The sequence below is a fragment of the Paenibacillus sp. FSL M7-0802 genome (assembly GCF_038004945.1).
GTDB classification, from domain to species: Bacteria; Bacillota; Bacilli; order Paenibacillales; family Paenibacillaceae; genus Paenibacillus; species Paenibacillus polymyxa_B.
The window spans coordinates 2,850,519-2,877,060 of record NZ_JBBOSD010000001.1; the positions used below are offsets into that span (position 1 = coordinate 2,850,519).

Here is a 26,542-nt window from a genome sequence, read left to right on the forward strand (position 1 = left end):
AATGGATTGGAGCCGCGCCAAAAACGTACTGATCTGTACATTTTTGCTGCTCAATGTGGTATTGAGTTATCAACTGTGGCATGACGCGCAGGAAACGGTAGGGCCGAATTTGGATTTTACTTCATTGGATGAAAATACGCAGCGTTTAATGGAAGAGAAAAGCATTCAGGTGCTGGCTCCGATTCCCGGGGATACCCCGCAGCTGCCTAAACTTTCTTACACATACGTTCATAGTGGAGAAAAGGATGATCGTGTGCAGCTGGTGAAGCCGGTGGACAGCAAACTGGTATTCACCCATGACGCGTTAGTTGAGGCATTGGAGCCACAAATCAAGGATATCGATAACTTCCAGTATGATCCGCTGGATGTTCAGGAGGAGTTGGCATCCGGACAAGCAGATGCTTTTGTGCTCCATCCGTTGGTACAGGGCAAGTGGCCGCTATTTAATGTGAAGCTGGCTCTGTTTTACAGCAATCAGAAAATTACAGGGTATCGCAAAATTAAGGTCGATCTCCAGCCTTCGGATGAGGCAAAGAAAATGCTGCCTGCGTCCAAAGCACTGGCAAGGCTGATTGACGGTTATTTGCCGCGCGACTCGATTGTGAAGGATATCCGGCTCGGTTATTACGGACAGACCTTTAACTCCGATAGCCAGGTGGCTGCCCCCGTGTGGCGGTTTATGCTGGACAACGGGAAAGGTGTGTATTATGTGCAGATGAACGGAGATGTCATTAGTCCAAAGACAGAACATACAGAAGGGTCTTGAACAGATATGGGGATTTCATTTACCGTGCTGTCGAGCGGTTCGACCGGCAACGCTACCGTTGTGCGGAACGAAGACACGACATTGCTCATCGACGCAGGTCTCAGCGCGAAGCGTATTGACGAATTGCTGAAAGAACGCGATCTGAGCGGAGAAGAGTTGGATGGTATTTTGGTCACGCATGAGCATTCCGATCATGTTAAAGGACTAGGCGCCATGGCGCGTAAATATAATTTACCTATATATGCTAACGAGAAGACATGGTTTGCCATCAGCAATGCTGTTGGGCAAATTGCAGAGGATAACCGCAGAATATTGGAGACAGGCGCAACGCGGGAATTTGAGTCATTACGCGTGGAGTCTTTTGGCATATCCCATGATGCGGCTGAGCCTGTAGGATATAGCTTTTATGATGGGGCAGAGAAGCTCAGTGTAGCGACCGATCTTGGCTATGTCAGCGACAAAGTGAAACAGGCGATATCAGACGCGGATGTATTGGTGCTGGAGTCTAATCATGATGTGGAAATGCTGCGTATGGGTCGTTATCCGTGGAACATCAAGCGCCGTATTCTCAGTGATATCGGTCATTTATCCAATGAGATGGCGGGCGCGATTCTTAGCGAGCTATTGACAGGACGTACGAAGCGAACGTATTTGGCACATTTGAGCCGCGACCACAATATGATGGAACTTGCGAAGTTGACTGTACGTGGGGCGATGGAAGACCGCGGCTGTTTTTACAAGGACAGTGAATTTCGATTGTGCGATACGTACTATGATCGTCCTACACCTTGGGATAAGGTAAGTGAGCCATAAAGCTGTCCAGCTCGGCGGCTTTGCGTTCTACCTCTTCACGGGTCACTACGCCTTTGTCCACCAGTAGTTCAATCAATGTACTTAGCGCCAGTGTATTGCGGTAATGCTCGTCTTTCAAATCCGCAAGCTTGGCAGCCATGTGAACTTCATCCATAGCCGAACGATGTGAATTCATCATATATTCCTCCTGTAAAAATATTTTAGAAATGGCGTGCAATGAGCTTGGTTCTGCCTGTGGTTTTGTTGGGTGCTGTGATACAATAAAGCTAACAACGGAAAGCTTTCTGAAGGAAGGCTCTCATCGAAAGTATAGGCAGCTTTAAGCGGACGGGAACAGGCCAGAACGTCTCTATGAGACGATCATTTTGTAATAGAATAGAAGACTTGTTACTATTGTAGTCCATTGGTTTGGAAATCATTCCTCTTTTTTCCTCTATTCGGGGTCAGATTCGGCGTGTATGCTAATTTATGAGATTCGGTTGCTTAGGAAGGCACCATTTGTGGTGATTAATAAGTAGGCCGGAACGATTGGTTGCTGGATTCCGATGATAAGGGATATTCAATCCATTTGAGATGTTCAACGGAGCAGGTTCTCTGTAGCATAGGTTGGCGCAAGCCCGAATAGCCCTAATTTTTTAGTGAGTGTCGGTGCATGACAACGAAGGGGAGAGGATTAGCATGGGCTTGTTTGAGGACGATTTTTATTCAACAAAGGTATCCACACGTGCGGCTAAAAAAATGGCATTTAAGGCGCGCCGTGGAGGACGTGGACGTTGGCCACACAGGAAGCGTGGAGTAAGTCCGGTGCAAGCTGCTGTCATTAGCGGTGCAGTCAGTGCAGTGGTTGCTGTGCTTCTGTTCAGCTTTATTACAGGCCTGCCCTCCACTACGGCGGTAACGGGAGCCAGTCACTATCCCTTGCGGCAAGCAGCGGGTGATCCGTATGATCGGATTGTGCAGGCGGCAGCCAAGGTGCGCCCAGCCGTCGTCAGCATCGTGAATCTGAAAGAGGAAGATGGTAAAAGCACGGAACAATCCGCGCTTGGATCGGGTGTCATTTTCCGAGTGAGTTCAGGCAAAGCCTTCATTATGACAAATAACCATGTGGTCGAAGGATCAGATGATCTGGATATTGTAACGGTAGACGGCGTCAGAAAAGAGGCAAAGCTGATCGGCAAGGATCGCATTAGTGATATCGCTGTACTGGCAGTTGACGATAAAGGCATTAGCACGGTAGCGGATATCGGCGACTCCAGTAAACTTCGTCTGGGTGAAACGGTCATTGCTATTGGCAACCCGCTTGGCTTGGGAGACACGCTTACCTCCGGTATTGTGAGTTATACGAATCGCATCATTCCGATTTCCATTAATCAGGATGGCGTATATGACTGGGAGCAGCATGTCATCCAGACCGATGCGGCGATTAATGAGGGAAACAGCGGCGGCGCGCTGGTCGATCTGGACGGACGTGTGATTGGCATCAATACGATGAAAATCGCTGATACAGGTGTTGAGGGACTTGGTTTTGCCATTCCCGCCAATGAGGTGATGAAAACGGTGGATGAACTGGTTGAGGACGGCAAGATCACCCGCCCTTATCTGGGGGTATACACGGTCGATCTCAATAATGAATATGCACCGCTGGATGAAACTCAGCGCAAGGAGCTCAAGCTGCCGGACAGCGTGAAGAATGGAGCAGTCGTTCTGGAAGCCCACGGTCCTGCCAAGGAAGCTGGCTTGAAGCTGAACGATGTCATTACAGCGTTTGATAGCGAACCGATTAACTCTACGCTTGATTTGCGTCGCTACTTGTACGATAACAAGAAGATTGGCGATGAGCTGAAAGTTACTTTTTACCGGGCAGGCAAGGAAGAAACGGTGATGTTAAAATTAACAGATAAGCCGGAAGGCTAAGGTAACTTATAGGCTTAACTATAAAAAAAGGCGTTCACCGGCTCATTTCCGGGAACGCCTTTTTTCGATCTTCTGCTGAGCCTTTGATTAGGATGTCGTTCCCGTTACACGGGTTCCGCTCTTGGTGATTTTGTATGTCACCACATCGCCGCTCCAAAAATGGAACTTCAGCGTGACTTCACCATCTTTTACACTATTAAAAAATTCAGGCAGCAGCTTGATGCCATTGGCATCATAGGCAGGGGCAAAAGTATTGCCAAACTCTTTATAAGGCGTCCAATCCTGTGGACCGGCATTGCCACCATTGGTATAAACGGCTTCCATCGTGGCGAGCTGGCTACCGCGGAATTCCGTTGGAATGGTAAAGGTTTGTGTAGTCCCTTCGACAGCACTTAATTTTGGGGTATCATACACGACTACTTTGAAATTCCAGTCTGCCCCCTTGTTAAACTTAGCGGTAATGACGGCATTCTCCCCATATTTACCGGAAGTGGTCAGGCTGGTGAGCAAGCTGGCTTTTAAGGTTAATGTATCTCCGCTCAGCGTATAGTCGGTGCCCTGTGTTAGTTGCTTACTGCCCACACTGAGTGTTTTCAGCTGATTGCCATTCAGGTTTAAGGTGACCTTGGTGTCCTGAGCAGAGGTGCCTTTCTTCAAGTGAATGAGATCACGGTCTGCATTGGAGGAACGCCCTTTTAGACTGGCTTTAATAACATTAAAGAGCTCAGGATCAGACCATTTGTACGTTGTACGGTTAAAATGCTGGCCGTTATCCCAGAGCATACCTGTTATTTTCTTCTCTTTCATGTAATAGGTTAAATGCTCGAAGAATTTCAGCTTTTCGCCTTGTTCAATAACGCCTGTATGTTTATCGAAGCCGAGTAGACCGAATTCACCTACAATAACCGGAATACCTTTGGCTACAAAGGTGTTATAGACGTTATCAAAGGTTTGGATGATATCGTTTTTAGTATCTTTATCAAAAGTAGTATGGCCCGCAATATTTACACTGAAAGGCCAATAACCATAATAGTGGACGGTGGCAATCAGATTGGGATCATTCAGCTTGGTTATCGTGTTGTACAGCTCGTTGATTTTGGCCTGAGCAGGTGCGGTGTCCAAGCCAGGCAGAACAAGGGGACGAGTGGCATTTTTACCACCAGAGGCGCGGACAATTTTATGGAAGGATACATTCAGTTCTTGGAGCATCTGATTCATTTTCGTTTCATCCGTAGTCCCTCCTTCGGAGAAACGGGGTTCGTTAATACTTTCGAACATCAGCTTGTTAGGCTGGTCTTTAAAGCGTGGGGCAATTTGTGTCCATAATGCGTTATAGCGAGCCAGCACCTCATCATGTTTGGGCTCCATACTGCTTACCCACGTCCATGAATCATGATGGACATTAATCATGACGTACAGATTAGCATCCAGTGCCCAGCGAACAACCTCTTCCACACGGTTCATGTAGGCAGACTCAACGGTATAGTTCGGTGCTGCTCCAATGTGCTTATCCCAGGTGACCGGGATGCGTATGCTTTTGTACCCTTGGGCAGCAATTTGCTGGATCAACGCCTGGGTAATGCGCGGATTGCCCCAGGCTGTTTCATCCGCCCCCACAGCATCCAGAGAATTTCCTAAATTCCATCCAGGCTGCATGGCTTCCACATACGATTGCATGCTGCTCGCAGCCGCAGCTTGTGGTGCTTGTCCGTCAGATTCGGCAGCAGCGGCAACGGATGCGAACGTAGATAACAACAGGGTAATGGCAAGCGTCAACGACAGCAATGAAACGGGTCTTCGTTTTAACATAACAGGCCCCTTTACAAAGTTATTTTTGAAAGCGCTTTCCAATAAAACACTACCATACTATTTGAATATGGAATACCTGTATAATTCATGTAAAAATCATGTGTTAATTAGATATTTTAATTTTGTAAGCGTTATTATTGAAAAAATACAGAAATGAGTGTAGAATCTATGACCCTACGTGGATTGTAGTATAGCACCGGATTTGTAAATACAAAAGAAAGAAGGAGATGAATATGAATAAGTGGGACACGGAAGAGGCCATTCGACGCTGGGATATGCATGCAGGAAACTTTACTGCCAAGTACACGGAGGAAGGAGATCGATCTCGCGAAGTACTGCTAAACCCGGCATTGCAAGCCTGTATGGGACCTCTCGGGGGCAAAAAAGTGCTGGATGCCGGCTGTGGCGAAGGCTATTTAAGCCGTAAAATGGCCAGGGTGGGTGCGTTGGTAGAGGCTGTCGATTACTCGACAGAGATGCTGAGGCTAGCCAAAGAGCGGACGCCGTCAGCGTTGGGAATTACATATCACCACGGCAATCTGGAAAAGCTGGAGATGTTCGGGGACCAGAGCTTTGATCTGATCGTGTCCAATATGGTCATACAGGACTTGGCTCATTATGAGCAGGCGATTGCCGAAATGCAGCGATTATTAGTTCCAGGAGGCCGCTTTATTTTTTCTATTCTGCATCCGTGCTTCCAGACGCCACAGAGTGGTTGGGTGAAGGATGAGACAGGGAAAAAACTATATTGGAAAGTGGATCAATATTTCAACGAAGGCCCATTGGAGCAAGCGATCCCTTATGATCAGGAAGAAAAGTTTTTGTACTTTCACCGTACGCTGAGCAGCTATGTACAGACCATTATTGAGGCGGGTTTGCTGTTGGAAGGGATGATCGAACCCAAGCCGTCTGCCGAAATGTTGGAGAAATATCCTCATTTTCACGAGGACTTGAATGTCACTAATTTTCTTATTTTTACAACCAGACGTTTGGGGTAAAAAGCAAGCCCTTTCCTTTCCCCGTCAAGTGTGGTAGAACAAAAGTAGGCAGTTTTGACACACCTACAACAGGAAGAGCTTCAAACGGAAAGGGATGCAACTGGAATGTACGTGGTATGTAAAGAGCATGTGGAACTGGCAATTGATATGTTCGTCGATGAATACGAGGATGCACCGGATGTCGTCGATCTTAAGGAAACGAAATTTTCGGATTGGGACCCTCCAGTGAAGTGCAAGGAATGTGAGAACAAAGCAGAGTTTTTGGTCGTCTAAAAAACAAGCACGGGCGTTTCGGGCAGAAACGTCCTTTTTGTATACCAGAATTTTTGCAAAAATACCCCATACATAGAGCTATATTTATTCCCATCACGTGCTGAGACAGGAGTGAACGATGGATGGACCCTTTGCTGCATTCACTATTTCGTCCGCTTCAAGTCAATGGAAGTGATCTCTCCACGTATTATATCGAACAAAAGCCGTCTGCTGCGCTGAAAGCTTACGTGGCCTGTTATTGGGAGTCCGGTCCGGCTAATAGGGTGGTAGAAGAGAATCTAGCAGCTTCGTGCGAAGACACCGCTTTGTTAAGCTTGCCGCATGAAGAAACCATGGAGCGGGTATTACCTGACGGCTGTACGGATATTCTATTTGAATACGACCCGGTGAGTAAGCGTCAGGAACTCTCGTACTGTGGGACATTTACGCAACCGTTTGTGTCTGCCAGACAAGCAGGGTCCGAGACACGCATTTTTGCGGTGCGATTTTTTCCCGGTGGGGCACATTATTTTCACGGTATGCCGACTCATTTGTTTACAGGTGGTAATTATCGCTTGGAAGATCTCTGGCCCGAAAGCATCGCCGTCATAGGTGAGCGCATTATGGAAGCGCAGAATTTCAATGAACGGGTGCGCATAATGGATGAGTATCTTAACCAGCTTCTGCTGCGCCGTAGGATAAGCGATTGTGACCTGATGAAAAACTTGCTGCATCGCATCTTTGTGAGCGGCGGGAGTGTGGGGGTTAAGGAGCTTGCGGAGTGTGAGGCGATCAGTGAAAGACAGCTTAACCGCAAGTTTGGGCAGTGGATCGGAATCAGCCCCAAAAAGTTCAGTGAAGTCGTCCGCTTCCAGAGCGTTCTGCACAGTATCCAAAGCGGCGGGGGTCTGGATTGGACGGAGCTGGCATTGAAGCACAGCTTTTTCGACCAGGCGCATTTAATCCGCGATTTCCGCAGGTTTTATGGAGATTCTCCGCATACTGCGGCTAAGGATTTACGGAAGTTGTCCGATTTTTACAATACACGCCCAGAGGCTTCGGCTATACTCAAAATATGAATAAGAATGGCAAAGGAGAGATGTGAATATGAGTGGAACGCTGCAAGTTCGCGATCATTTGCTGAATGAGCTGGAGACAGGAGTACGGACAGGGGAAGCCTTGATCCGTAAAATACGCCCAGAGGATTGGTGCTTTCGCCCGCAAGACAATTTTCGCTCGCTGCTGGAGTTAGTGCATCACTTTGTGCTTATTCCTGCTTCGGATCTTGCGATAATGCAGGAGAAGTCTGAGGGTGAAGTGGGAAGCATTGAAAACAGTCTGTCCAGGGTGGAAGATCCCGAGCGCTTGGCTGCGACTTTCAGACAGAATTTTGAAGCTTATAAGGCTTACATTCTTTCGCTTAGCGAGGAAGATTATCTGAATCGTTCGACGAAAGCTTTCTATATGGAGCATGGACATTTGCAGGTTCAATGGCAGATTGAGACCGTGACCCATGTGTTCCATCACCGCTCGCAGATTTATAATTATCTGAAGCAACTGGGACATGAAGTGAGCTTTTTTATGTTGTATGCTTGAGTATCTTTTATAAAACGTTTGGAGGGCACCTGTGCGGTGCTCTTTTTTGGTTTTATTTAAGGCCTTTATAGGATGGCATGACTTACTTGAACGCGCGTGAGACTTCTTTACTAACGCGTCTGAGGATGCTGATTTGTTCTTCATTCAATCTGCTGGTCAACGCAACAAACTCATCTATTGCCTCTTGCCGAATAGTTTCGTCTTCAGTCATATGTTCTTTGGAAAACATCAATTCACTGATAGACACGTTTAAGGCGGTTAACACTTTCTCCAAGGTATCAATAGAAAAGTTTCTTTCGCCTCTTTCTAATGCACCAATATATCTATAGTCCAAGCTTGCGATGTCAGCCAGTTTTTGCTGTGTAAGTCCCTTTGCATTTCGAATAGCCCGGATTCTTGTACCCATTTGCTTGCGTAATTCTGTCATACTAACCACCTCATAACAAGCTTATGGAAGATGAAGTGTAAAAGTCAGGTAGAAAAGAATTATTCAATTCTTTTTTGTTGTAACTCAACTAAAGCAACAATATTTTTTGTTATAGTAGTAAGAATTTCGAGCTCTGTTGTTTCTCTTGAATTTATGAGTAACATAAGTTCATTTATGATCTGTTTTCGATCCGTATTTTCATCGAATTGAAAAAGTTCAAAGGCTGGAACGTTTAATGCTAGAATTATTTTTTCCAACGTCTCCAATGAAATATTACGATCTCCACGTTCTACTCCACCAATATAACTGTAATGAAGTCCTGCGGCTTCTGCCAGTTGTTCCTGTGTCCATCCTTTAGCTTTTCTCAGTTCTCGTATTCGGTTTCCGACACTTTCTGGTAAACTCATGTAATCACCTCCACTTAAGGTTAGAAGAGGAGAGAATATCGTTACAGACCATCTTATACAAAATAAATACATATAAAACTGTACTTTTAAGTATTATTTATATTGACCTCCTTTTTCACTTTCTATACAATTGGTTATGAGTGGAAATACAAGGAGGGGCTACTCTTGAGAACTTCTATCCTGAAATCACTTAAACCGGACATCATTGTTGAAATGTTAGAGATGGCTGTGGCTTTTGAAAATTGGAAAAAGGTGATGGAGACGGCGGATATTTTGTACCAATGTGTCCAGCGTATCTATGAAGAACGTCAGTATCATAAAGCAATGAAATTATCCATCCCGCATGTCAATTTAGAACGTCCGTTGGTATATTATTTTGGATTCAGTCACCTGATGTGTGGAATGGCTCACCAGAACCAGGGTGCATATGAGCAGGCAAGGGAGTGCATCTATAAGTATGCTGAGCTGGGGTGGATGGAGGATTTAAAGGAAGAAGACAATCAGGTTGTGGAGGAATTCAGGTTTTTAGCCAAAACTAATTTATATGCAGTAGATATTTTGTCTGGAAATATAGAGCTGATCGAGGAATACGTAGCCTTTTTGCAGGCTAATCTAGAGGAAATATTACCGGGGCTGAATACCATATTACAGGCAGCGATTATGTACCATTTGGATGTGGCAGATATTTTACATACGTTTGCAGAGCAGATTGATGAATTCGAAAGTTATGAAGACGCAGAGAACGTATCCTACTATTATAGCTACTGCTATCATTTGGCTTTGTACTATCGGAAGTGTGGCAGATTACAGGATGCAGTGGGGCTTACTGTGCGGGCGATGCAACTAGCCGATCAGTCGGGCAATGATGGTCAATTTAAGAAATGTACAGCATTGTTTGAATCACTGCGTGAGTCAGCGACAGCGGAACAAATCAGCCAATATCGAAAGATGTTGATGCAGTGTGTTGATGAATATGAAATGGATAGGCATTTCATTGTAGAGAGCGTAAATGAATAATCCGCTATAATCTGAACAGGGAATAGGCTCGTAGTGGAGAGGAAATAGATAGGTAAGAGACGTTGCAGGTGCTAAAATAACTATGTTAAAGGTATCTTTTCATGTTAGGGATCGTAAATACAATTTTACATTATCATTCGACATAGATAGGGGTATGGAATTTGTTTATTCAGCTTATAGGTGTGGGCAAGTTAAAAGAGAAGTATTTGGTCATGGGTATTCAGGAATATGCTAAACGGCTAGGGCCATACATCAAGTTCCAAATGATCGAAGTAGCCGATGAAAAGGCTCCTGACACACTGAGCGAAGCGGAAGTACGACAGGTTAAGGAGCGGGAAGGAGAGCGCATTCTTGCTCATGTGAAAAGTGAAGCACATGTGATTGTACTCGCCATCGACGGCAAACTGTGGAGCTCGGAAGAACTCGCAGAGGAATTGGACAAGCTCGGCACCTACGGTACAAGCCATGTTGTCTTCGTCATTGGCGGTAGCCACGGTCTCTCTGACGAAGTCCTCCGCCGCGCCCAGCAAAAGCTGAGCTTCGGAAGAATGACTTTGCCACACCAGCTGATGCGATTGGTGCTGGTGGAGCAGATTTACCGAGCGGTGAAGATTAATCGAGGGGAACCGTATCATAAATAGGTAATGGTTTTTGTTAAAAGATAAAGCCCGAAGGACATATGAATTGGAACTTACGAGGTTATGTAAAAGACCGGGGCCTTTGGGGTCCTAATCATCTTCAGGCAAATGTACAATAAATGAAAAGTGTACAGACTGAAGTTTGTTTTTTGTTGCTTCAATTTCTAGAACTGTTGTTTGGAGCAACTGCCGAAATTCCAACGGACCTAACTCATTTGATAGGATAATGAAGTCCTCAAGTTATGCTGTTTAGTACAAGTCTAAGTACATTCAATTAGGAATCAGGCGTGCTGTTTAGCACATGTTTAACAGTGAAAAGAATACAGGCTTACTCAGTAGTACATTTCATTTCAGATAAAAGGCAAGGGGAAAACTCCAAGCCTTTTTTTCTGCAAGATCTTGACGTTTCATATCTCATGTTATTGTATAGCCGACTTGACATGGAGCCTCTACAGGCATGATTTCATGCGAAAGGGCGAAACCGAAAGGGTTTCGCAATGGCAAGTTAGCCTATCATGCCCGCCCCTCGATGTAAAGTCTTTTGAGCAAATTAGCTTACTCCGTAAGCACTAACTAAAGAGGTCTAATTGTTCTGGTGGAGCTGGCATTTCCCGACTGGATATTTCCTTAGTAGTAACCAAAGTATTAATATAATTATCTGTTGATTCTAAGACGTGGTTTAGGAGGCCTTTACGGTGTAAAGAGATATACAATGCGGCGGATCTGGCCTGACAGTTTATAGACTTCTCTGGGTTAAACTCAATGTCAGAAAATGCGTCGTATTCAAGAATCAGTTTACTGAGATCTGTATTAAGCGAAAGTGCATTAATGTATAACCAGTCATAAAATAATGTTTTAGGCTCCAGAGGCCATGCACGGTTAAAATACTGAAATCGGATCAGTTTACCGCTTGTTTTTAATCGGGGGTCCTTTTTGGCTTCTCTTGAAGTACGTCCAAACAAGTCAATGTATGGACCACCATGTTCAAACACTTTACTGGATTGAAATGCAGTTTCCACACTAAAGGACTTATTATTTTTTGTTTCAATTGTTAGATTAAAGGCACTTAAAGCAACGCCTAATTCGTTCTCTGATTTGCTCGATATTTCTAAAATATTTAGGGATGAATATTTATGCTTGAAGCTTTCGTGAAGTGAAGCGATTGAACGCTGTTTTTGTTTTACTGAGAAACCAGGAAACCATTCGAACTCAATATCGTCAATATCTACGTAATTAGGATTACTCAGAACTGAGATGAAAACTGGCCTTGTCGCCATGTTATTCCTCCCTTCGCCAGTGGGCATAGTCTTTCCTTGGGGCAAAGAATCCATCCAGAACTTCAACCTGAAGGTTTTCTGGAAGAAGGTGACGGTATTTTTCTAAAGTCGTATTATTCTCAAATATTATTGCTCCGATGTATCGAGGTTCAATTTCCCCAAATACAAGTACCTCAGCTTGTGGGTTAGTTGGAGAAGAATCTGGTGTACCGAGAACAGTTCTCGGCGGTTTACCAGGAACGTCATCAAACATTCTTTGAAGAGCATCTGGACCCATACGGTCCCTTAATGCTTGTTGGGATATGTTAGAGTTAGCGGCGTTATCTGTACAAAATGCACATTGTTTCTCATGTAGTAGATCAGTCGACAGGGCTAATACAACCCAATCGACTGATCTATCGTTCATTCGAAATTTATAGAATAGTCTATAGTTTGGAAAGTGAATGGATGTGCTTGTCGCTCCTTCGCAGAAGTCCATCCTGAATAGATCATTTCTCTTTGCTGGTATATTTCTTGAACGTTGTAGAGATACTGGTAAAATACCACTTTTGAAGATACTCGACAAATTATCGGCTTGTGTGAAGTGAACTAAGTAATCAATTCCAAGATCCTTTATAGCTTGTCTCATAGATGATCCCCCCAAATATCTGTAGTACATGATACCTAATAGTATAGCGTATAGGCACTATGGCTACCATATACTGGACCACCAAGAAATAGAACATTACCTTTAAATAGATACGGGGAACCGTATCATAAGTAGCGGCACGTTTATTAAAGAAAAGATCGTGGGAGCCTGTATTTGCATCATGCAAGATAGGCCTCTATTTTCGTAATCCTTTGCAGAGTTGCTGCAGCAAATTTATCCTTTAGTCATTTCCTCCAAGGAGTCTTTCCCCGTTGATCGTTGAATGAATGACGAGCGGCGATCACATTGCAAATCACGAAGTCCCCGTTTTCAGCTACAGCGATAGATGCTCTGGAACAAGTCCATTTCTCGGATCGCCAGTATCCAGGATTCCACAATATACACGTTCTTAATCAAGGAATATTACCACGATTTACTCGATAGTTAACTTCCCGTTCCTTGGGAAATTAGTCGGTACTGAACATTCTCCGCTTTCTGTACTGTTTCAGTTTTTGTTCTACTATATAATGTTTTTTTGAAGATTATAAAATGATAGAGAAGAAATCTAAAACTTAATTCTCTAAAAAAGCTCACAGTAGTCTATATTTAAATCATATGGACCTCAGGTCCACGATATGTGAAGAAATGGATAAATAGGTTTGTGCAAGTTTTTTAGTGTATAATGATTGGCTAACTTGCAGGGTAATTGTAAGGTTAAATCATAGAAAAGATAGAAGTCAGGCTTTCTTTGGAATAGTGGTTTTAAAATATATTCGAGTGTGAATGTTTAATTCCCATAATCGCCTATAAGCAGAAATTTCCCAGGCAGTTATTGCAGGAAGCAGAGAAGGTGACATTCAGTTTACTTTATCAGACCAGTATAATAATATAAGTTTAGAAGAATATTACATAGATTCAAGAGGTACTCATCCCAAAATATCTGTCTTAACAAAAGGGGAAAGAAGATAAATGAGAAGCTTCGCTTTGTGGTACTCGACAAAAAATGACGAGAGCTTAAACAAAGAGGCAACTGTTCATGTGAATCTTTGGGAAAAAGGTGAAAATAAAAAAAAGTATTATTTTGATTTTGGTTTGCTTATTGAGGATATTGTAGATATAGAAAGTATCTATTTATATGCGCCATTTCCTATAGAAAAAGAACAGGTAAAGGACTTAGGAAGTATAATATCAAATAACAGATTAGCTAGCGCCATTTTTAATGAGAACTTCACTACGACTGATGGAGAGCCAAAAAAATTATTAGTTAACGGAATAGAAGGAAAGCCCGAATTCTTCATTTATTCTTTGGAAATAAACAATCAGGTTGAAGTGAGTGAATTTAAAAGAGATAATAAAACGCCCGGTACTATGATAGAGCTAAAGATAAATACTATCATTCCAATGAAAATATTAAGATATTATTTTAGAATACGATTAGAAGTCAACAAAGAAGCAGTACATTTAATTAATGATAAAATTAGGGGGGTTAGTTTCTTTAGTAATCAATTTACAAATACTGAAGTAATAGATTTTAGATTGAATGACATTCGAAGTTGCAGTGAAGAATTAAGAGAAAAGTTTAATAAAGGAAGTAAATTTCAAATATTAGCCGTCCATTATTTGATTTTGAAAAATGCAGATGACCTGATTATTCATCATGGAAAAGAAATAAATAGCAGAATGCTGGAAAGTGATCTTTGGAAAAGTTATATCGAAGGAACGAATCAGAATATTATTGCCTATCATATAAAAAGTAAAGCGAAAAAAAGTATTGATTCAGAAACAAATAAGTTGAAGGTGTCTGAGTATGTTGAAGATTTTACAGATTTGACTAGATTTCAATATCAAAAAGGAACAAGAATGATCTTGTTGATGTATATGTTAGGAGTGGTTTTCCTAGGGGCTCTAGGTGGGGTTGTAGGCAACTGGTTAAGCTCAATAATTGGTTTATAGGTAGTGGGGGAGGGGCCTGTTTATATGGAAATTATACAGCATACTTTTTATAAAGTATCGGAAATTGAACCCGAAGTATTAAGACACTTTATGATTAACGAAGTTGGTGAGAGAGCCAAGGATAAATTATATAATTATCTGAGAGACTTGACAGAAAGCTATCCTGATTTCGAAAACTGGTTTTATAATGTAGTAATCCCAGAAGTAGAGTTGAAAGATGGGAAGAGAGAGATAATTATAGTTTTATCGGAAATTGAGGGACATCCCCAAGCCTTATTATCTGGATTGGCAATTCTCAAAAAAACAAAACGCGAGAAAAAAATTTGTACAATTAGAATTCATGAGGATTTTCGTAATCAAGGTATTGGCTCAGAACTATTTGAGAAATGCTTTGAATTTCTAAAAACAAGAAAACCAATAATAACTATATCTCATTTTAGAAAAGAGATGTTTGATAACCATATCAGTAACTATAATTTTATAGAAACACAGGTATTAAAGGATTATTATAAACAAGATTCCATAGAGTATGTATACAATGGATTTTTAGTAGAGAAATAAATGGCAGGCCCCATCTACTTTAAAAGTAAATGAGGCACTAATGATTACAATGAAGCTTGGATTTTCAACTTGCCTTCTGTCTTGGTTTCATCAATGTAAGCAAATGACTGTGGTGGTACTGAATGATAAACATCGTCCAACTTCCTCGACCTAGAATACTCTTCGTAATTTTTTATTTTAATGGCGTATCCTTTCTCTTTTTCAGTGAAATACTTAAAAAAATAGTTCTTATCTATTCCGGCGTACGATTTTGTTTCTTCCCATAAAGAATGCACTTCATCAAATAGAATAGATTCAATTTCAAATTCGCCGACCACACGACTGACGGGAGCTGTTGCATATACTATAACTTTTCTGATATCTGTCCGTCTAAAGATGGTCTTCCTAAATTCATATTTCTTCTTTCCAGAAGAAATCATTTTAATAAACTCTGGTTTAATTGATAATAATACGTTCATCAATTTGTGCCTCCCTAATGATGTCTTTAAAGTTCTGGTAGGATATTTTAATGAATCCCCTAGGTGCAGAATGAACGTTTTGTATAACCCCTAGTTCTATAAGTCTTTTCATGTTAATTCTTTTTGGAAAAGAGTAAGCGTATAAGAAATTCACAATGAAAGGCTTACTCTTTTTGTAATTCCAGAACTCCCAAAGTTCCTTATCGTTAAAAACACTCCTCTTTTTACACAAGGATATGAACTGGTGAGGGTCTGAAATACCTGTGATAACATTTTCAACGATACCTATTGTTGTGACAACACTCTTATAATAGCCACCAGTCCGATAAAAAACAATAATATCACCAGGGTTTAGATTTTTTTCTATTGATCTAGATATAAATGTTTTGCTTATTGCATTTCGATATGGCTCATTCTCAATATAATCAGTAGGTGATTCTGTTCTTAGAATAGAATCAGGGAATAAATTTGTATGGTATTCGGGATATACAGGAGTGATGAAAATCTCTCTATTGGCATTTATATATGGAAACGTATATTTGGGGTTGAGGTCATCGAATGCTTTTTGGAAATCACGGTTATAAACCAACTCTGTTCCATTATTTGTTCCATGACTATTGAAGCCGAAATCTTTAAGCAAATTGATGAGTCTTATTTGCTCCATTCTTTTATCAAAAATTGTGACGTATATTTCATCTACTCGAAACCTCAATGCATTATCGAAAATTATTTTAAGGAAACGCTCCCCGAGCCTGTAACCGTTAAGAATCACTTTAAACGTTCCAATCTTCAATCTTTTCTTTTTAGAGAAAGGTGGGGAAATGCTGGTATAGTTCTCCTCTTCTCCTTCTATCTTTAAGTATAGAAAAGCAGTGATTTTCCCATCCATTAAACAAATATATGCCATCTCGTCAGACTTTTTGTTGAACCACTTTTCAAACCCCGGATAGTCCTCTTTTAAAGTATCAAAAAAGCTGTCGTTAATATTTATATTACCTATAAATTCTTTTGTTACTGAAAGGATTTTATAATTAATTAGATCAGGATTCTCATTAGTTACTTTTTCTAAAAAGGAGTCAATCGTAAAAAGCTTGTCAGAAATGCCAAGATCAACAGATTTTAAAGCGATTTTTCTATCCTCAGTTATAAGGAAGTCGACACGTCCAGATAATAATTCATTTAGTAACTTTGTATCATTTTTATCGTTTGGATTCTTGTCGTATTTTTTTGATATTTCTCCAATGCTGGCATTCCAAGGAGCCTCCGTTTTCAGGACATGATAACTATCTAGCTTAATCATCATAGAGTTTACAACTTTATCATCTTTATGCTTTTTGATTTCTCCCACTGTTAAAGGGTGAATACATTTCGTATACTTTAGCTTGTCAAGCCATCTAAAAAGTATTCCTATATCATTTTTTTGAACGTTACTTGTTTCACGATGGATGACAATGTTTGTATCAAGGAGAACTCTCATTTTCCCACTCCCAAATTGGTTATAAATTCATGAAGTAAATTCTTCGAATCAATAGCCTGATTATAAATCTGTAAAGGAATATTCAACCTATTTGCTAAAAATTTTGAATATTCTAATTCTTCATACTGGAATTTCTCTAGAAATAAGGGGTCATACTTGTTACTATCACGTTTTTCTAGTCGTTTTAAGATTGTGCTAATCTCATCTACTACAATGATAAGAGCAACAGGATGTATTTCATCGAATACAAACTCAGGGATCTTTGATACCATTCTTTTGTCATTTATTAAACAAAAATGACCATCAAGAAGTGAATATTGGTGAACAGATTTAGTGTTTTTAATACCCTCAATGAGATAATATTGGTTATCCTCGATATCAGGGATAAGCTTGCTTGAAGAAAATTGTTCTCTTTTTACATTTGATATGATTTCACTTGCAGAGTAAAAGTCTAAGCTGTATGTACTAACAATTTCATTACAAATGGTGGTTTTTCCCACACCATGAATACCACCTATGAAAATTAATTTTTTCAAGAAGGGCATCTCCTTAGTAAAGCTTATTGTACAACCAAATCATAACATAATTAGATTGATTCTGGGTTTTTTAATTCACTTACAAACGCAAAAACGAAAGACACTAATTGCTTCTGCGTAATATCATTTTCTTGACTAATCTTATTTATCACCTGACCTAATACGTTTCTCATTATCGCACATATCAGCAGTAGCTAACTACAACATATCATTGTTTATGTCAAACTCAATAACGTGATAGTTTCGCCCTATTCAACTGATAGTTAATCCTCTTGTAGCCTTTTAAGTGTGAAGATAAATATCTTGTTGTGTCATTGCCTCAAAGGATTCAGCTAATGGTAATGTAGCGAGAAAAAAAGTAAAAGGACGGCTTTAAAATTTGCCGTTACAGGCAGCACGGTGAACCGACTCATAAGTAGGGCGGAATTTAAGTCAGCAGATGAGGTATTTAAATATGTTTGAAATAATCAACCGAGGCAATAGTATAAGCGGCGGCCTTTCATGAGACCACCGCTTATGCTTGGTGCATCGGCTCCTTAACTATTAACCAAAGACAATAGCTTATTTCTTAGTTTAGGGTCTGTAGCGTAAATATAGAGTCCACGGATACCGCGCTTCATCAGCACGTTAATTGAATTTAAAATGATATCTTGTTTAGCTTGTTGTATTTCCTGTGCAGAGAGATCACTTCGTGAGTTAAAGGCGCCGACATCCTTATATTTAGTTGTATCAATAAGGATTTGGTCCGTATGTTCATCATACCCGACTGAAGGACCTAGTATGACACCTACATAATTTAAATCAAAGCCTTGGATGGTATAGATAGAACCTACTTCATGAATCGTATCCTCTTTCTCCGCCCAGGTCGTGCCGCTAACTGGAATATTCCAAGGCATTTTCAATCCGTCTGTCTCAACGTAGTATATCTGTCCGTCCTTTTTGTGTTCATAATCAAAGGTCGCAACTATTCGGGACAAGCCAAACTTTTTGTTCTTGTCCTCAATCGCTTTCTTCATTTCAAGAGCATTGCTGAAAATCTGCAAGTCATATGTATTTTGACTTACCTGTGGCATGTTAATCAGCTCCTTCGATACAAAGCTGTCAATCCAGTTAACAAACTCAGGATCGGCATTCATTCGGAACTGATCTTGTAAACGAAAGGTTTTAGGATGATACTTTTCAGTAATTTCTTCTAACATTTTTTTGTTCCAGTAGCTTTTGATTCTTAGAACCTGCTTCGGGTCAAAAATGACAATCGTTACTTTGCTTTTCTTAATAATTTCCTCGAGATGATTATTTCCTTTGAAGTTGTTATATCGATCTTCCTTAGTTAAAAGCAAATGGGCTTCGTCTACTAAGACAATATTAGCTGACGTTATTTTTTGATCATTAATGAATGTTGTGGGCTTCATAACTTTGTTCTTTTTAATATTGGGAAGGCTTTTAGCTAGACTATGATAAGTCTTTAGCATCTCGCTATGGTTCACTAATAAGTAATTATTTGTACCGTACAGAATAGAGTCACTGTCATTGGCATAGTCCTGAATAGTATTGAACAGAGAACTTATTAGCACACTTTTTCCGGTTCCTGCTTCACCTTCAATAATTAATACTTGCGACTCCGTTTTTTGAATATTTTTCTTGCAGAAATTAAGGATTTGATTCTTAATCTCAAACTGCTGATCGGATAATTCTTTAAAGGGCGAGAGCTTATAGGTATCCTTATTCTTTAATTTTTCAAGTGGTTCTTTTACAATTTCTTCGTCTCTGAGTTTTTCCCATATTTCTTTAAAAACACCTTCATTGTAGTAATGCTTTCGATAGTAATTGTGCACCTCACTTTTTACCGTCTGGCTGACATTCTGAAGCCTGTATCGATTTTCTGCGATCAAATAGTTAATTAAATTAGTCTCAATATTATAGGTCGCAGACTGGTGGAATCGCTTATGTCCAATAAGTATGGTTTGCTTAAGGCCCTTGCGCTGGGGATTACCCAAATGCTTTTTTAAGCGCCGTTTAAATTGAACCGTTTCGCCAACATAAGCCTGGAGCGAGTGCTGATTATAAAGAATGTAGATAATGGGATGGTTGGTTAGCAAATCTTCCTCTATTTGTTGTGCGTCATGTGAAGAAAAGCCTATTTTTTTAAAAATAAGTTTATTAGTCATGTTAGCCACCTGTAGAATCTAGGAAATTAGTAAAGACTACTTCAGTATACTACAATTAAATGCTCTGTAAGATGTGCAGCTCTTAAATAGTTAAGGGGCATGCGTGGCAGCGAAAATGATCCTAAGTTTATCTACACAATTTTTGGAAAAACACCCTCTCTCAAAGCCAACTCCTACCCACTCTCCCGATTTCTATGCTTTAATAAAATGAGCAGTATCAACAAGAAGCGTTGAAAGTGGGATTCTATGAAGCGACTAACGATTGGCCTGTTCGCCCATGTGGATGCAGGTAAGACAACTTTTGCGGAACAGCTGCTGTACCATACGAACAGTATCCGGTCGCGGGGGCGGGTGGATCATCAGGATGCGTTTCTAGACAGCCACGACATCGAGCGGGCAAGGGGTATTACGGTGTTCGCAGATCAGGCGTTAATAGAATATAAAGGAGACAGCTATTATTTAATAGACACGCCCGGACACGTCGATTTCTCCCCGGAGATGGAGCGTGCGATTCAGGTCATTGATTATGCCATCCTGATTGTAAGCGCAGTTGAAGGTGTCCAGGGCCATACGGAGACGGTGTGGCAGCTGCTGCGCAAGCATCGGATTCCGACGTTCTTCTTTATCAACAAGACGGATCGGATCGGTGCGGATGCAGGCAGAACCGAGGCGGATATCCGTCAGCAGTTGACGGGGGAAGTATGCTGCATTACACAGAGCTTCACTGACGGCATAGTCGGCGAGCCGCTGCGGGAGGCCATGGCAGAGCGGGACGAAGCCTTGCTGGAAGCATTCCTGGAGGGGAGGGAGGATTCCGGCTTCTGGCAGGAGGCCTTGCAGAGGATGATAGCGGCGGGTCTTCTCTTCCCCTGTGCTTACGGCTCTGCGCTTCAGGATACAGGCGTCATTGAATTTCTGAATCAGCTGCATCTGCTGACGACAACCACTTATGACGAGAATGCTTCGTTCCAGGGGCGGGTTTATAAAATTCGGCACGATGCAGGCGGAGCGAGACTCACGTTCATTAAGGCGCTGGGTGGTCGGCTGAAGGTGAGAGAACAGCTTAGTTACGAGAGCGGCGGAGTTCAATATGACGAAAAAGTTACGCGGCTCTTCTTGTTTAACGGCCTTAAATCGCAGCCGGTGGAACAAGTGGAAGCTGGCGATTTGTTTGCGGTTGCCGGCTTGTCCGCCGCCGGGGCCGGACAAGGCCTGGGGTCAATATCGGACAAGTTAGCTTACGATTCGGAGCCGACGTTACAATCGAAGGTATTATTCGATAATTCGATACACGTACAGAAGGTGCTCGGTGCTTTTCGCACGCTGGAGGCGGAGGAGCCGTCTCTGAACGTCGTTTGGGATGAGAAATTGCAGGAGATTTCTATCCGCGTCATGGGATTGATTCAACTGGAAGTGCTGGAGCAGCTTGTTAGAGAGCGGTTTGGCTTTGCTATCTCTTTTGGACAACCAGAAATCTTGTATAAGGAAACGATTCAATCGGCTGTGAAAGGGTACGGCCACTTCGAACCGCTCAGGCATTATGCGGAAGTGCATTTGCTGATTGAACCGGGAGAAAGGGGCAACGGCATCCTGTTCGATAGCAGATGTCATGCTGATGATCTGAATGTCAGCTATCAGAATCTGATTCGGAATCATCTCTATGAACGGGAGCATCACGGACTGCTGACCGGCATGCCAGTCACCGACGTAAACATTACGCTGCTGAGGGGCCGCGCGCATAAAGAACATACCCATGGTGGCGATTTTCGTGAGGCTGCCTTTCGAGCACTACGGCAGGGTCTGGAGAAGGCCGACAACGTGCTGCTGGAGCCCTATTACGATTTCAAAATCAAGGTCGCTATCGATGAAATGGGTAGGGTGCTGTCCGATATTCAGCGTGCTTCGGGTATTTTTAATCCACCGCAAACAACCGGAACGCAAGCGGTGGTCACGGGCAGGGTGCCCGTGTCGACTTTCATGAACTACAGTACCGAATTTGCATCCTTTACGCATGGACGAGGCAGTATCCGCTGCGTGTTCAGCGGCTACGACCGCTGCCATAATACGGAGGAAGTCATAGAGCGGATGGGCTACCGCAAAGAGGCAGACCCACTGTATACATCCTCCTCTATCTTTTGCGCCAAAGGGGCGGGTTACTCGGTGCCATGGGATGAGGCGGAAGCCAAGATGCACCTTGAATTAGAACCTTAATCGCACACATTTCCAGGATTCAGGCGAAAAGTAGGTAGATTTAGGACGAACAATTTTTATAATGGAAATAAGATATATATTTTATAGGGCTAAGGGGCGATTGTCATGGAACCGACGCATGAAATACAGGCGCTGGCGGCAGAAATTGCTGATGTGGCTAGGACGTCCTTTCGCACTCTTTTTGAAAATGGTGAACGTTACTATTACTGCACGCTATTCACTTCTGGAGAGGGACATGCGCCAAGCATCTCCGCCTGGTCATGGGAGGCCTTGGAGAGGGAAGCGGTCAGGCAAGGAGACGAAAGCGACACGCCGGGATCAACGATTGCGGAACTCATTAAATGGTCCTATGCCGATTCACCCTATTGTTGTTTCAGGGATGAAAACTTCGATGAGGTTAAACAATTGTTTATGGAGCGTCCTTCTATTGCGGAGCTTGAGGCTGACGAAAGGAATCGTGAGTTTGATTCGAGGCTGAAGGCAATGGAGCTGGCGATGAAAACGCTCGATGATGAAGGCGTGTTTGCCTTGAATCAACCGCGAGAGGCTGTATGTGTCCTTGTCGAGGTTATGCCGCCGGATGAGATCAATACGGAAATCGCCCTACGTTTGAATCGGGTGGAGTCTCCGGCTATGCAAGCATGGCTGGCAGAAGCGGCGGAGTAAGGGCATTCGCGTTTCTTGAGGGAGAGTTGTAAAATGCCTAATCATCAAGCGGTTTTTGGCGTGCGTATGTCCCATTCGCACAAGCAGGCAGCCCGCCCCTGGCGTAAACTGAATTATAATCAGTGAGCGAGGTGAACTTCCATGGCACAATCGAAAGAGATGCGTGCACGGGCTAAGAAGTTTCAGGGCCGTCCGGTCTGTGTCACCCTGCACAGCGGAGAGATTTACGTCGGCTACATCACCGACGTTAATTACGGCGGGTTGGTACTTGCCAGCGCCGGAGTCCCCCCACGCGCTTCTTCCGGGAAGCAAGACTCCCGATCTCTCAAACGCAGAGCTGGTGCGCATGCTCCGGGCGTCCGTCTCGGCAACCGGAAAGGCGGCGCGCGCAAGCCGTCTGGCCGTTCGCGCTCCCGCAAGCCGGACGCCAAGGTGTCGGCATTCCTGCCGATGATGGGCTCGCTGTTAGGCGGCCTGGGCGGCTCCACTGCGGGCGCAGGAGGGCTTGGCGGTATGCTCGGCGGCGGCCTGCGGCTGTTCGGCATGATCCAGAAGTTTGTCCCGGTCGTGAAGATGGGCTACGGTATGATCAAATCCATTCGCCCGTTTCTCGGCGCCGTTAAAGGCTTGATGCCCCCGGCCAGTCCGGCCACGCCGGATAACGAATAATCGTGTCCCTGTGAACTTTAAGCCCCCATTGAGTGGTCAAAGGGGGCTAGCCCACACCATCACTTTCTAACAAGAATAAAAATGATCACGTTCTTTGTCATTAAATTTGCCAAGTTTCCGTATCCTAACAAATTCGTGTTGGCCCCATATGGATTCCTTTCATATGCATTTTTTGTATGGTAATCTAAGGTGGTCCAGGGGACCTTAAGAGAAGCTACAATGAAAGATTAATTAAAGATACATATCATTTTAAAGAGGTACGACCCATAGAAAAAATAATAAAATTGCTGGATAAGCAAACAAAGGAAACCTGGCTATGGTCAACAGGAGGGTTCAAATATGTGGTTTGGGAAGAAAGAAACGCAACTAGATCGGATAAAAAACAAACTGAGTCAAGCCATGCGCAAAGACGCCGATTTCTCGGTGTTTGGAGCATCCTCACATCAATATAGGGTTAAAGAGAAGCTTACAGCAAAAGAGCTGGCGGACTGGCAAGCCCACAATCAGGTCACACTTCCTGAGCCTTACGCGCAATTTTTAACGAAAATCGGCAACGGTGGCGCTGGCCCCTACTATGGAATCTATTCAATTGAAAAGGCAGCTTCCTATACCGAGCGCCAGGCACTCCTTGCCAAATCCGTTCTGCATCCCGGGATGACGAAAGAGGAATGGAACCATCTGATTGAGCCCCTGACCAAGGATGAGGACATTCCCGATGAGGAATACGACGAAGCCTGTAATAAGGTGCTGGGCGGCATGTTGTGCATAGGCACCCAAGGCTGCGAATACGACATGTATCTTGTACTTGAAGGGAAATACAGGGGGAGAATTGTGTACACCTCCGATTTTCATCCCGATCATCCTTTTTTCTTTGTCTATGAAGACAGCTTTCTGGACTGGTACGAGCGCTGGCTGGATGAAATTATTCTGGATTATGATATCGGGTGGTTTGGTAGTCGAATGCCGGGTGATGAGAATGCGCTGATCCAGATTTATCAGAGCGCTCCAAACGAAGAAATCCAAGCCAAAGCGCTTGATGGAATGTTCAAGTTTAAGAAAGTCTCTCAGCCAACCCTTGCTTTTTTGAAAAATATTGCGGAGCAAAGCCCAAAAAATCGGACCACAGCCATTTGGCTCATCTGCAAAACTTCTTTTGACACGGGTAGGAAATATCTTCTGGAGCTGTTGCAATCGGATAAACATGAGGATTTTCTGCAAGCTTTACAGATTCTGCATGCTTCCAGTAAAACTGTGAATTTAACAGAGTTTATTCCAGTGATCTTGCAAAGGCTTGACAGGATTCACGACCCGGAAACGTTGCGTTATGCAGGGTATATCTTGGAGGATTACGGTGCGATTACTCTCCAGAACTTTGCGCCTTTCTTGTGTCACGCTGACCCGAAAATGCAAACCACTGCCATCTATGCCGCGCGCAGTTGCGAAAACAAGCTGGGAAGCTGGCAGATTATTGAACAGATGTTGATGGGGGGCGGCCCGCAGGTTCTGAATAACTTAATTTTATACTGGGGCATTATCCCACATGAGAAGTTGCTGCCTTACTATAAGGCGGTATGGCCGCAATATAAAAGCAATCCGAATTTCAGAGAAAAATTTATCGGTTGTTTGCGAGAACTGCATTTGCCAGATGATTATTTCGACAAAGACGAATCGTGAAGAAGGTGTACATGAACCACCCCAAGGTTGTCTCCTCCATTCATACAGAGGTTTTGTTTTCCATAAGCATGAATAAGAATGTGGACTAAATGCTAATGCTTGATAGAATATCATTCTATATTGTTGTATTCAGGATTTTATTAAGGCGGATTGGGGAGGTAATTATGGGAAATACGGATAAGTTTGAAATGATAGCGAATATATATGACACTTCGGAAAGAATTCAAATTGCAAAGGCATCATCTGATGCCATTCGTGAATATGTAGTTGACGCTAATAGTAAGAATGCTATTGATTTTGGGTGTGGAACGGGTCTTGTCGGAATGAACTTGTTAAACGATTTTAATTCTATGCTTTTTCTGGATACTTCACAAAACATGATTAATCAAATAAAACAAAAAATTACTGATCTTCATATTCATAATGCAGATACAATATGCTTTGATTTTGAAAAGGAAGGTCTATCGGATCTTCATGCTGACTATATTTTTATGGCTCAGGTTCTGCTCCATATTCATGATGTTGAATTCGTTTTATCCAGATTATTGGATGTTCTAAATGAAGGAGGACATTTACTAATTGTAGACTTTAATAAAAATGAAAAAGTAGTTTCAGATTTAGTTCATAACGGATTTAATCAAGAAGAGCTGGCTGACATTATGACTAAAATAGGGTATAGAGATATTCAATCCAAAACTTTTTATAATGGAAGTAAAATATTCATGGGACAAGATGCATCTATGTTTATTCTTGATTCTCGAAAATAAACTTTTAGGCAGAAATCAGCTCTCGTTATAGTCGGGATTCTAAAATACAACGAAATAAAAGGCCGCCCCTTATGAGACAGCCCCATGCTTCTTGTACAGTCCGAAATCGGATTTACGAGGAAGCCGAAAAAATGCTAAAACGCTACTGACATCCCGTTGTCAGTAGCGTTTTTGTATATTAGGAGCATGCGAATAGCGCAGTGTTTTGGAGATAGGGCGACCTTTCTCAAATCTTATCATAGAGGTGGAATTTATTTATGAGCAATATCAATTGGGAAGTGGATGCGGACCACAGCTCCGTTGAGTTTTCGGTAACGCATTTAATGATTAATAGAATCAAAGGAGTATTCGAGCATTTCCAAGCGAGCTTGAATTTTGACCCCAATGATTTAACAACCATGGGTATTCAAGCTTCCATAGACGCAAATAGTATCACAACTCGCCAATCGCAACGAGATGAACACCTGAAGAGCGACGACTTCCTTCATGCAGCCAAGTATCCAACCATTACGTTTCAAAGCACCAGCTGCGTCCTTGCTGGCGAAAGGCAATATGAGCTTACGGGCAATCTAACTTTGCATGGAGTAACAAAACCCATCACTTTTCATACCGTTTTTGAAGGACTAAATAAAGACCCTCGTGGCCGGGAACGTGTAGGATTTCATTCAACAGCCAGTATCGAACGCAATGAATTTGGCTTGACATTCAACTCGCATCTGGAAAAAGGCGGGATTGTTGTCGGGAATGAAGTGAGAATCGAACTTTATATCGAGGCAATTAAAATAGTAGATTAGCGGTCCTAAAGGCCATCCTTTTATCGGGATGGTCCTTATTCAAAAACTTGCCACTACAAGTAGATG

The 26,542-nt window shown here is 42.6% G+C and carries 27 protein-coding genes; 17 read left to right on the forward strand and 10 right to left on the reverse strand.

The genetic code is table 11. From position 1 onward, the window contains the following. Window position 1 precedes the first annotated feature (1 nt). The gene (gene yycI, locus MHB54_RS13270; protein WP_076295147.1) at window positions 2–766 is read left to right on the forward strand and encodes a two-component system regulatory protein YycI; all 765 of its coding nucleotides are present in this window, start codon (window positions 2–4) and stop codon (window positions 764–766) included. Between the two features lie 6 nt (window positions 767–772). Next, window positions 773–1,579 (forward strand): MBL fold metallo-hydrolase, encoded by an 807-nt coding sequence (locus MHB54_RS13275; protein ID WP_025723163.1) that lies wholly within the window; start codon window positions 773–775, stop codon window positions 1,577–1,579. Here MHB54_RS13275 and MHB54_RS13280 read toward each other — a convergent pair. After that, entirely contained in the window at window positions 1,548–1,754 is a 207-nt protein-coding gene (locus MHB54_RS13280; protein WP_028540967.1) for a hypothetical protein, read from the reverse strand. The two genes, MHB54_RS13275 and MHB54_RS13280, sit on opposite strands and share 32 nt — an antisense overlap. Before the next feature lie 503 nt (window positions 1,755–2,257). Here MHB54_RS13280 and MHB54_RS13285 point away from each other — a divergent pair. After that, window positions 2,258–3,493, forward strand: coding sequence for a S1C family serine protease (locus tag MHB54_RS13285; protein WP_076264614.1), 1,236 nt, complete (start codon window positions 2,258–2,260; stop codon window positions 3,491–3,493). Window positions 3,494–3,580: 87 nt separating this feature from the next. Here the strand turns inward: MHB54_RS13285 and MHB54_RS13290 are convergent, their stop codons facing one another. Then, window positions 3,581–5,302, reverse strand: a complete 1,722-nt coding sequence (locus tag MHB54_RS13290; protein ID WP_340981637.1) for a cellulase family glycosylhydrolase — start codon at window positions 5,300–5,302, stop codon at window positions 3,581–3,583. Between the two features lie 233 nt (window positions 5,303–5,535). Between MHB54_RS13290 and MHB54_RS13295 the strand changes: the two genes are divergently transcribed. From MHB54_RS13295 to MHB54_RS13310, 4 genes are all read left to right on the forward strand, one after another. Further along, the gene (locus MHB54_RS13295) at window positions 5,536–6,300 is read left to right on the forward strand and encodes a class I SAM-dependent methyltransferase (protein WP_034095132.1); all 765 of its coding nucleotides are present in this window, start codon (window positions 5,536–5,538) and stop codon (window positions 6,298–6,300) included. Between the two features lie 105 nt (window positions 6,301–6,405). Beyond that, window positions 6,406–6,573 (forward strand): CxxH/CxxC protein, encoded by a 168-nt coding sequence (locus MHB54_RS13300; RefSeq protein ID WP_007433184.1) that lies wholly within the window; start codon window positions 6,406–6,408, stop codon window positions 6,571–6,573. 122 nt (window positions 6,574–6,695) lie between these two features. Beyond that, window positions 6,696–7,631, forward strand: a complete 936-nt coding sequence (locus MHB54_RS13305) for an AraC family transcriptional regulator (RefSeq protein WP_023991116.1) — start codon at window positions 6,696–6,698, stop codon at window positions 7,629–7,631. A gap of 28 nt (window positions 7,632–7,659) precedes the next feature. Beyond that, complete coding sequence (locus MHB54_RS13310) at window positions 7,660–8,148, forward strand: DinB family protein (protein ID WP_023991115.1); 489 nt, start codon at window positions 7,660–7,662, stop codon at window positions 8,146–8,148. An 82-nt stretch (window positions 8,149–8,230) separates the two neighbouring features. On the opposite strand, the gene MHB54_RS13315 is transcribed toward MHB54_RS13310, so the two are convergent. Continuing rightward, complete coding sequence (locus MHB54_RS13315; RefSeq protein WP_340981639.1) at window positions 8,231–8,575, reverse strand: helix-turn-helix domain-containing protein; 345 nt, start codon at window positions 8,573–8,575, stop codon at window positions 8,231–8,233. A gap of 59 nt (window positions 8,576–8,634) precedes the next feature. Then, complete coding sequence (locus MHB54_RS13320) at window positions 8,635–8,982, reverse strand: helix-turn-helix domain-containing protein (RefSeq protein ID WP_023991113.1); 348 nt, start codon at window positions 8,980–8,982, stop codon at window positions 8,635–8,637. A gap of 165 nt (window positions 8,983–9,147) precedes the next feature. Between MHB54_RS13320 and MHB54_RS13325 the strand changes: the two genes are divergently transcribed. After that, entirely contained in the window at window positions 9,148–9,999 is an 852-nt protein-coding gene (locus MHB54_RS13325) for a DNA-binding protein (protein WP_340981641.1), read from the forward strand. 161 nt (window positions 10,000–10,160) lie between these two features. Further along, window positions 10,161–10,640 carry a 23S rRNA (pseudouridine(1915)-N(3))-methyltransferase RlmH gene (rlmH, locus tag MHB54_RS13330; protein WP_013312768.1) on the forward strand — a complete coding sequence of 160 codons (480 nt, stop codon included), beginning with the start codon at window positions 10,161–10,163 and terminating at the stop codon, window positions 10,638–10,640. Window positions 10,641–11,206: 566 nt separating this feature from the next. Here the strand turns inward: rlmH and MHB54_RS13335 are convergent. Beyond that, a complete protein-coding gene (locus MHB54_RS13335) occupies window positions 11,207–11,914 on the reverse strand; it encodes a DarT1-associated NADAR antitoxin family protein (protein WP_340981642.1) in 708 nt (235 codons plus the stop codon). Window position 11,915: 1 nt separating this feature from the next. Then, on the reverse strand, window positions 11,916–12,542 hold the full coding sequence (locus MHB54_RS13340; protein WP_340981643.1) for a DarT ssDNA thymidine ADP-ribosyltransferase family protein: 627 nt from the start codon (window positions 12,540–12,542) through the stop codon (window positions 11,916–11,918). Between the two features lie 969 nt (window positions 12,543–13,511). On the opposite strand from MHB54_RS13340, the gene MHB54_RS13345 reads away from it, so the two are divergent. Further along, window positions 13,512–14,495, forward strand: coding sequence for a hypothetical protein (locus tag MHB54_RS13345; protein WP_340981644.1), 984 nt, complete (start codon window positions 13,512–13,514; stop codon window positions 14,493–14,495). 24 nt (window positions 14,496–14,519) lie between these two features. Next, a complete protein-coding gene (locus MHB54_RS13350) occupies window positions 14,520–15,056 on the forward strand; it encodes a GNAT family N-acetyltransferase (protein ID WP_340981645.1) in 537 nt (178 codons plus the stop codon). Window positions 15,057–15,100: 44 nt separating this feature from the next. Here MHB54_RS13350 and MHB54_RS13355 read toward each other — a convergent pair whose 3' ends face one another. The 4 genes from MHB54_RS13355 to MHB54_RS13370 form a co-directional block, all read right to left on the reverse strand. Further along, a complete protein-coding gene (locus MHB54_RS13355; protein WP_340981646.1) occupies window positions 15,101–15,514 on the reverse strand; it encodes a hypothetical protein in 414 nt (137 codons plus the stop codon). After that, window positions 15,492–16,991, reverse strand: a complete 1,500-nt coding sequence (locus tag MHB54_RS13360; RefSeq protein ID WP_340981647.1) for a PIN domain-containing protein — start codon at window positions 16,989–16,991, stop codon at window positions 15,492–15,494. Before MHB54_RS13360 ends, MHB54_RS13355 begins: the two co-directional genes overlap by 23 nt. Next, window positions 16,988–17,527 (reverse strand): ATP-binding protein, encoded by a 540-nt coding sequence (locus MHB54_RS13365; RefSeq protein ID WP_340981649.1) that lies wholly within the window; start codon window positions 17,525–17,527, stop codon window positions 16,988–16,990. Before MHB54_RS13365 ends, MHB54_RS13360 begins: the two co-directional genes overlap by 4 nt. A gap of 536 nt (window positions 17,528–18,063) precedes the next feature. After that, the gene (locus MHB54_RS13370; RefSeq protein ID WP_340981650.1) at window positions 18,064–19,695 is read right to left on the reverse strand and encodes a DUF2075 domain-containing protein; all 1,632 of its coding nucleotides are present in this window, start codon (window positions 19,693–19,695) and stop codon (window positions 18,064–18,066) included. 246 nt (window positions 19,696–19,941) lie between these two features. On the opposite strand from MHB54_RS13370, the gene MHB54_RS13375 reads away from it, so the two are divergent. The 6 genes from MHB54_RS13375 to MHB54_RS13400 all read left to right on the forward strand — a co-directional run bounded on the left by MHB54_RS13375 (window position 19,942) and on the right by MHB54_RS13400 (window position 26,476). After that, complete coding sequence (locus MHB54_RS13375; protein ID WP_028540954.1) at window positions 19,942–21,906, forward strand: elongation factor G; 1,965 nt, start codon at window positions 19,942–19,944, stop codon at window positions 21,904–21,906. 105 nt (window positions 21,907–22,011) lie between these two features. After that, a complete protein-coding gene (locus tag MHB54_RS13380) occupies window positions 22,012–22,572 on the forward strand; it encodes a DUF4303 domain-containing protein (protein WP_028540953.1) in 561 nt (186 codons plus the stop codon). Between the two features lie 141 nt (window positions 22,573–22,713). Next, window positions 22,714–23,241, forward strand: coding sequence for a hypothetical protein (locus tag MHB54_RS13385; RefSeq protein WP_023991094.1), 528 nt, complete (start codon window positions 22,714–22,716; stop codon window positions 23,239–23,241). 339 nt (window positions 23,242–23,580) lie between these two features. Next, window positions 23,581–24,915 carry an SMI1/KNR4 family protein gene (locus MHB54_RS13390; protein ID WP_023991093.1) on the forward strand — a complete coding sequence of 445 codons (1,335 nt, stop codon included), beginning with the start codon at window positions 23,581–23,583 and terminating at the stop codon, window positions 24,913–24,915. Between the two features lie 164 nt (window positions 24,916–25,079). Further along, window positions 25,080–25,682: a class I SAM-dependent methyltransferase gene (locus MHB54_RS13395; protein WP_023991092.1), complete on the forward strand. Its 603-nt coding sequence runs from the start codon at window positions 25,080–25,082 to the stop codon at window positions 25,680–25,682. A gap of 257 nt (window positions 25,683–25,939) precedes the next feature. After that, entirely contained in the window at window positions 25,940–26,476 is a 537-nt protein-coding gene (locus tag MHB54_RS13400; RefSeq protein ID WP_023991091.1) for a YceI family protein, read from the forward strand. Window positions 26,477–26,542 lie beyond the last annotated feature (66 nt).

Excerpts from the sequence above, each read along its gene's own strand:
- MHB54_RS13340 (WP_340981643.1), bottom strand. The coding sequence starts at position 12,542 with ATGAGACAAGCTATAAAGGATCTTGGAATTGATTACTTAGTTCACTTC.
- MHB54_RS13400 (WP_023991091.1), top strand. The coding sequence starts at position 25,940 with ATGAGCAATATCAATTGGGAAGTGGATGCGGACCACAGCTCCGTTGAG.
- MHB54_RS13385 (WP_023991094.1), top strand. The coding sequence starts at position 22,714 with ATGGCACAATCGAAAGAGATGCGTGCACGGGCTAAGAAGTTTCAGGGC.
- MHB54_RS13350 (WP_340981645.1), top strand. The coding sequence starts at position 14,520 with ATGGAAATTATACAGCATACTTTTTATAAAGTATCGGAAATTGAACCC.
- MHB54_RS13280 (WP_028540967.1), bottom strand. The coding sequence starts at position 1,754 with ATGAATTCACATCGTTCGGCTATGGATGAAGTTCACATGGCTGCCAAG.
- MHB54_RS13360 (WP_340981647.1), bottom strand. The coding sequence starts at position 16,991 with ATGAGAGTTCTCCTTGATACAAACATTGTCATCCATCGTGAAACAAGT.
- MHB54_RS13395 (WP_023991092.1), top strand. The coding sequence starts at position 25,080 with ATGGGAAATACGGATAAGTTTGAAATGATAGCGAATATATATGACACT.
- MHB54_RS13370 (WP_340981650.1), bottom strand. The coding sequence starts at position 19,695 with ATGACTAATAAACTTATTTTTAAAAAAATAGGCTTTTCTTCACATGAC.
- MHB54_RS13310 (WP_023991115.1), top strand. The coding sequence starts at position 7,660 with ATGAGTGGAACGCTGCAAGTTCGCGATCATTTGCTGAATGAGCTGGAG.
- MHB54_RS13315 (WP_340981639.1), bottom strand. The coding sequence starts at position 8,575 with ATGACAGAATTACGCAAGCAAATGGGTACAAGAATCCGGGCTATTCGA.
- MHB54_RS13355 (WP_340981646.1), bottom strand. The coding sequence starts at position 15,514 with ATGAACGTATTATTATCAATTAAACCAGAGTTTATTAAAATGATTTCT.
- MHB54_RS13345 (WP_340981644.1), top strand. The coding sequence starts at position 13,512 with ATGAGAAGCTTCGCTTTGTGGTACTCGACAAAAAATGACGAGAGCTTA.
- MHB54_RS13375 (WP_028540954.1), top strand. The coding sequence starts at position 19,942 with ATGAAGCGACTAACGATTGGCCTGTTCGCCCATGTGGATGCAGGTAAG.
- MHB54_RS13305 (WP_023991116.1), top strand. The coding sequence starts at position 6,696 with ATGGACCCTTTGCTGCATTCACTATTTCGTCCGCTTCAAGTCAATGGA.
- MHB54_RS13285 (WP_076264614.1), top strand. The coding sequence starts at position 2,258 with ATGGGCTTGTTTGAGGACGATTTTTATTCAACAAAGGTATCCACACGT.
- MHB54_RS13295 (WP_034095132.1), top strand. The coding sequence starts at position 5,536 with ATGAATAAGTGGGACACGGAAGAGGCCATTCGACGCTGGGATATGCAT.
- yycI (WP_076295147.1), top strand. The coding sequence starts at position 2 with ATGGATTGGAGCCGCGCCAAAAACGTACTGATCTGTACATTTTTGCTG.
- MHB54_RS13275 (WP_025723163.1), top strand. The coding sequence starts at position 773 with ATGGGGATTTCATTTACCGTGCTGTCGAGCGGTTCGACCGGCAACGCT.
- MHB54_RS13300 (WP_007433184.1), top strand. The coding sequence starts at position 6,406 with ATGTACGTGGTATGTAAAGAGCATGTGGAACTGGCAATTGATATGTTC.
- MHB54_RS13390 (WP_023991093.1), top strand. The coding sequence starts at position 23,581 with ATGTGGTTTGGGAAGAAAGAAACGCAACTAGATCGGATAAAAAACAAA.
- MHB54_RS13335 (WP_340981642.1), bottom strand. The coding sequence starts at position 11,914 with ATGGCGACAAGGCCAGTTTTCATCTCAGTTCTGAGTAATCCTAATTAC.
- MHB54_RS13290 (WP_340981637.1), bottom strand. The coding sequence starts at position 5,302 with ATGTTAAAACGAAGACCCGTTTCATTGCTGTCGTTGACGCTTGCCATT.
- MHB54_RS13380 (WP_028540953.1), top strand. The coding sequence starts at position 22,012 with ATGGAACCGACGCATGAAATACAGGCGCTGGCGGCAGAAATTGCTGAT.
- MHB54_RS13320 (WP_023991113.1), bottom strand. The coding sequence starts at position 8,982 with ATGAGTTTACCAGAAAGTGTCGGAAACCGAATACGAGAACTGAGAAAA.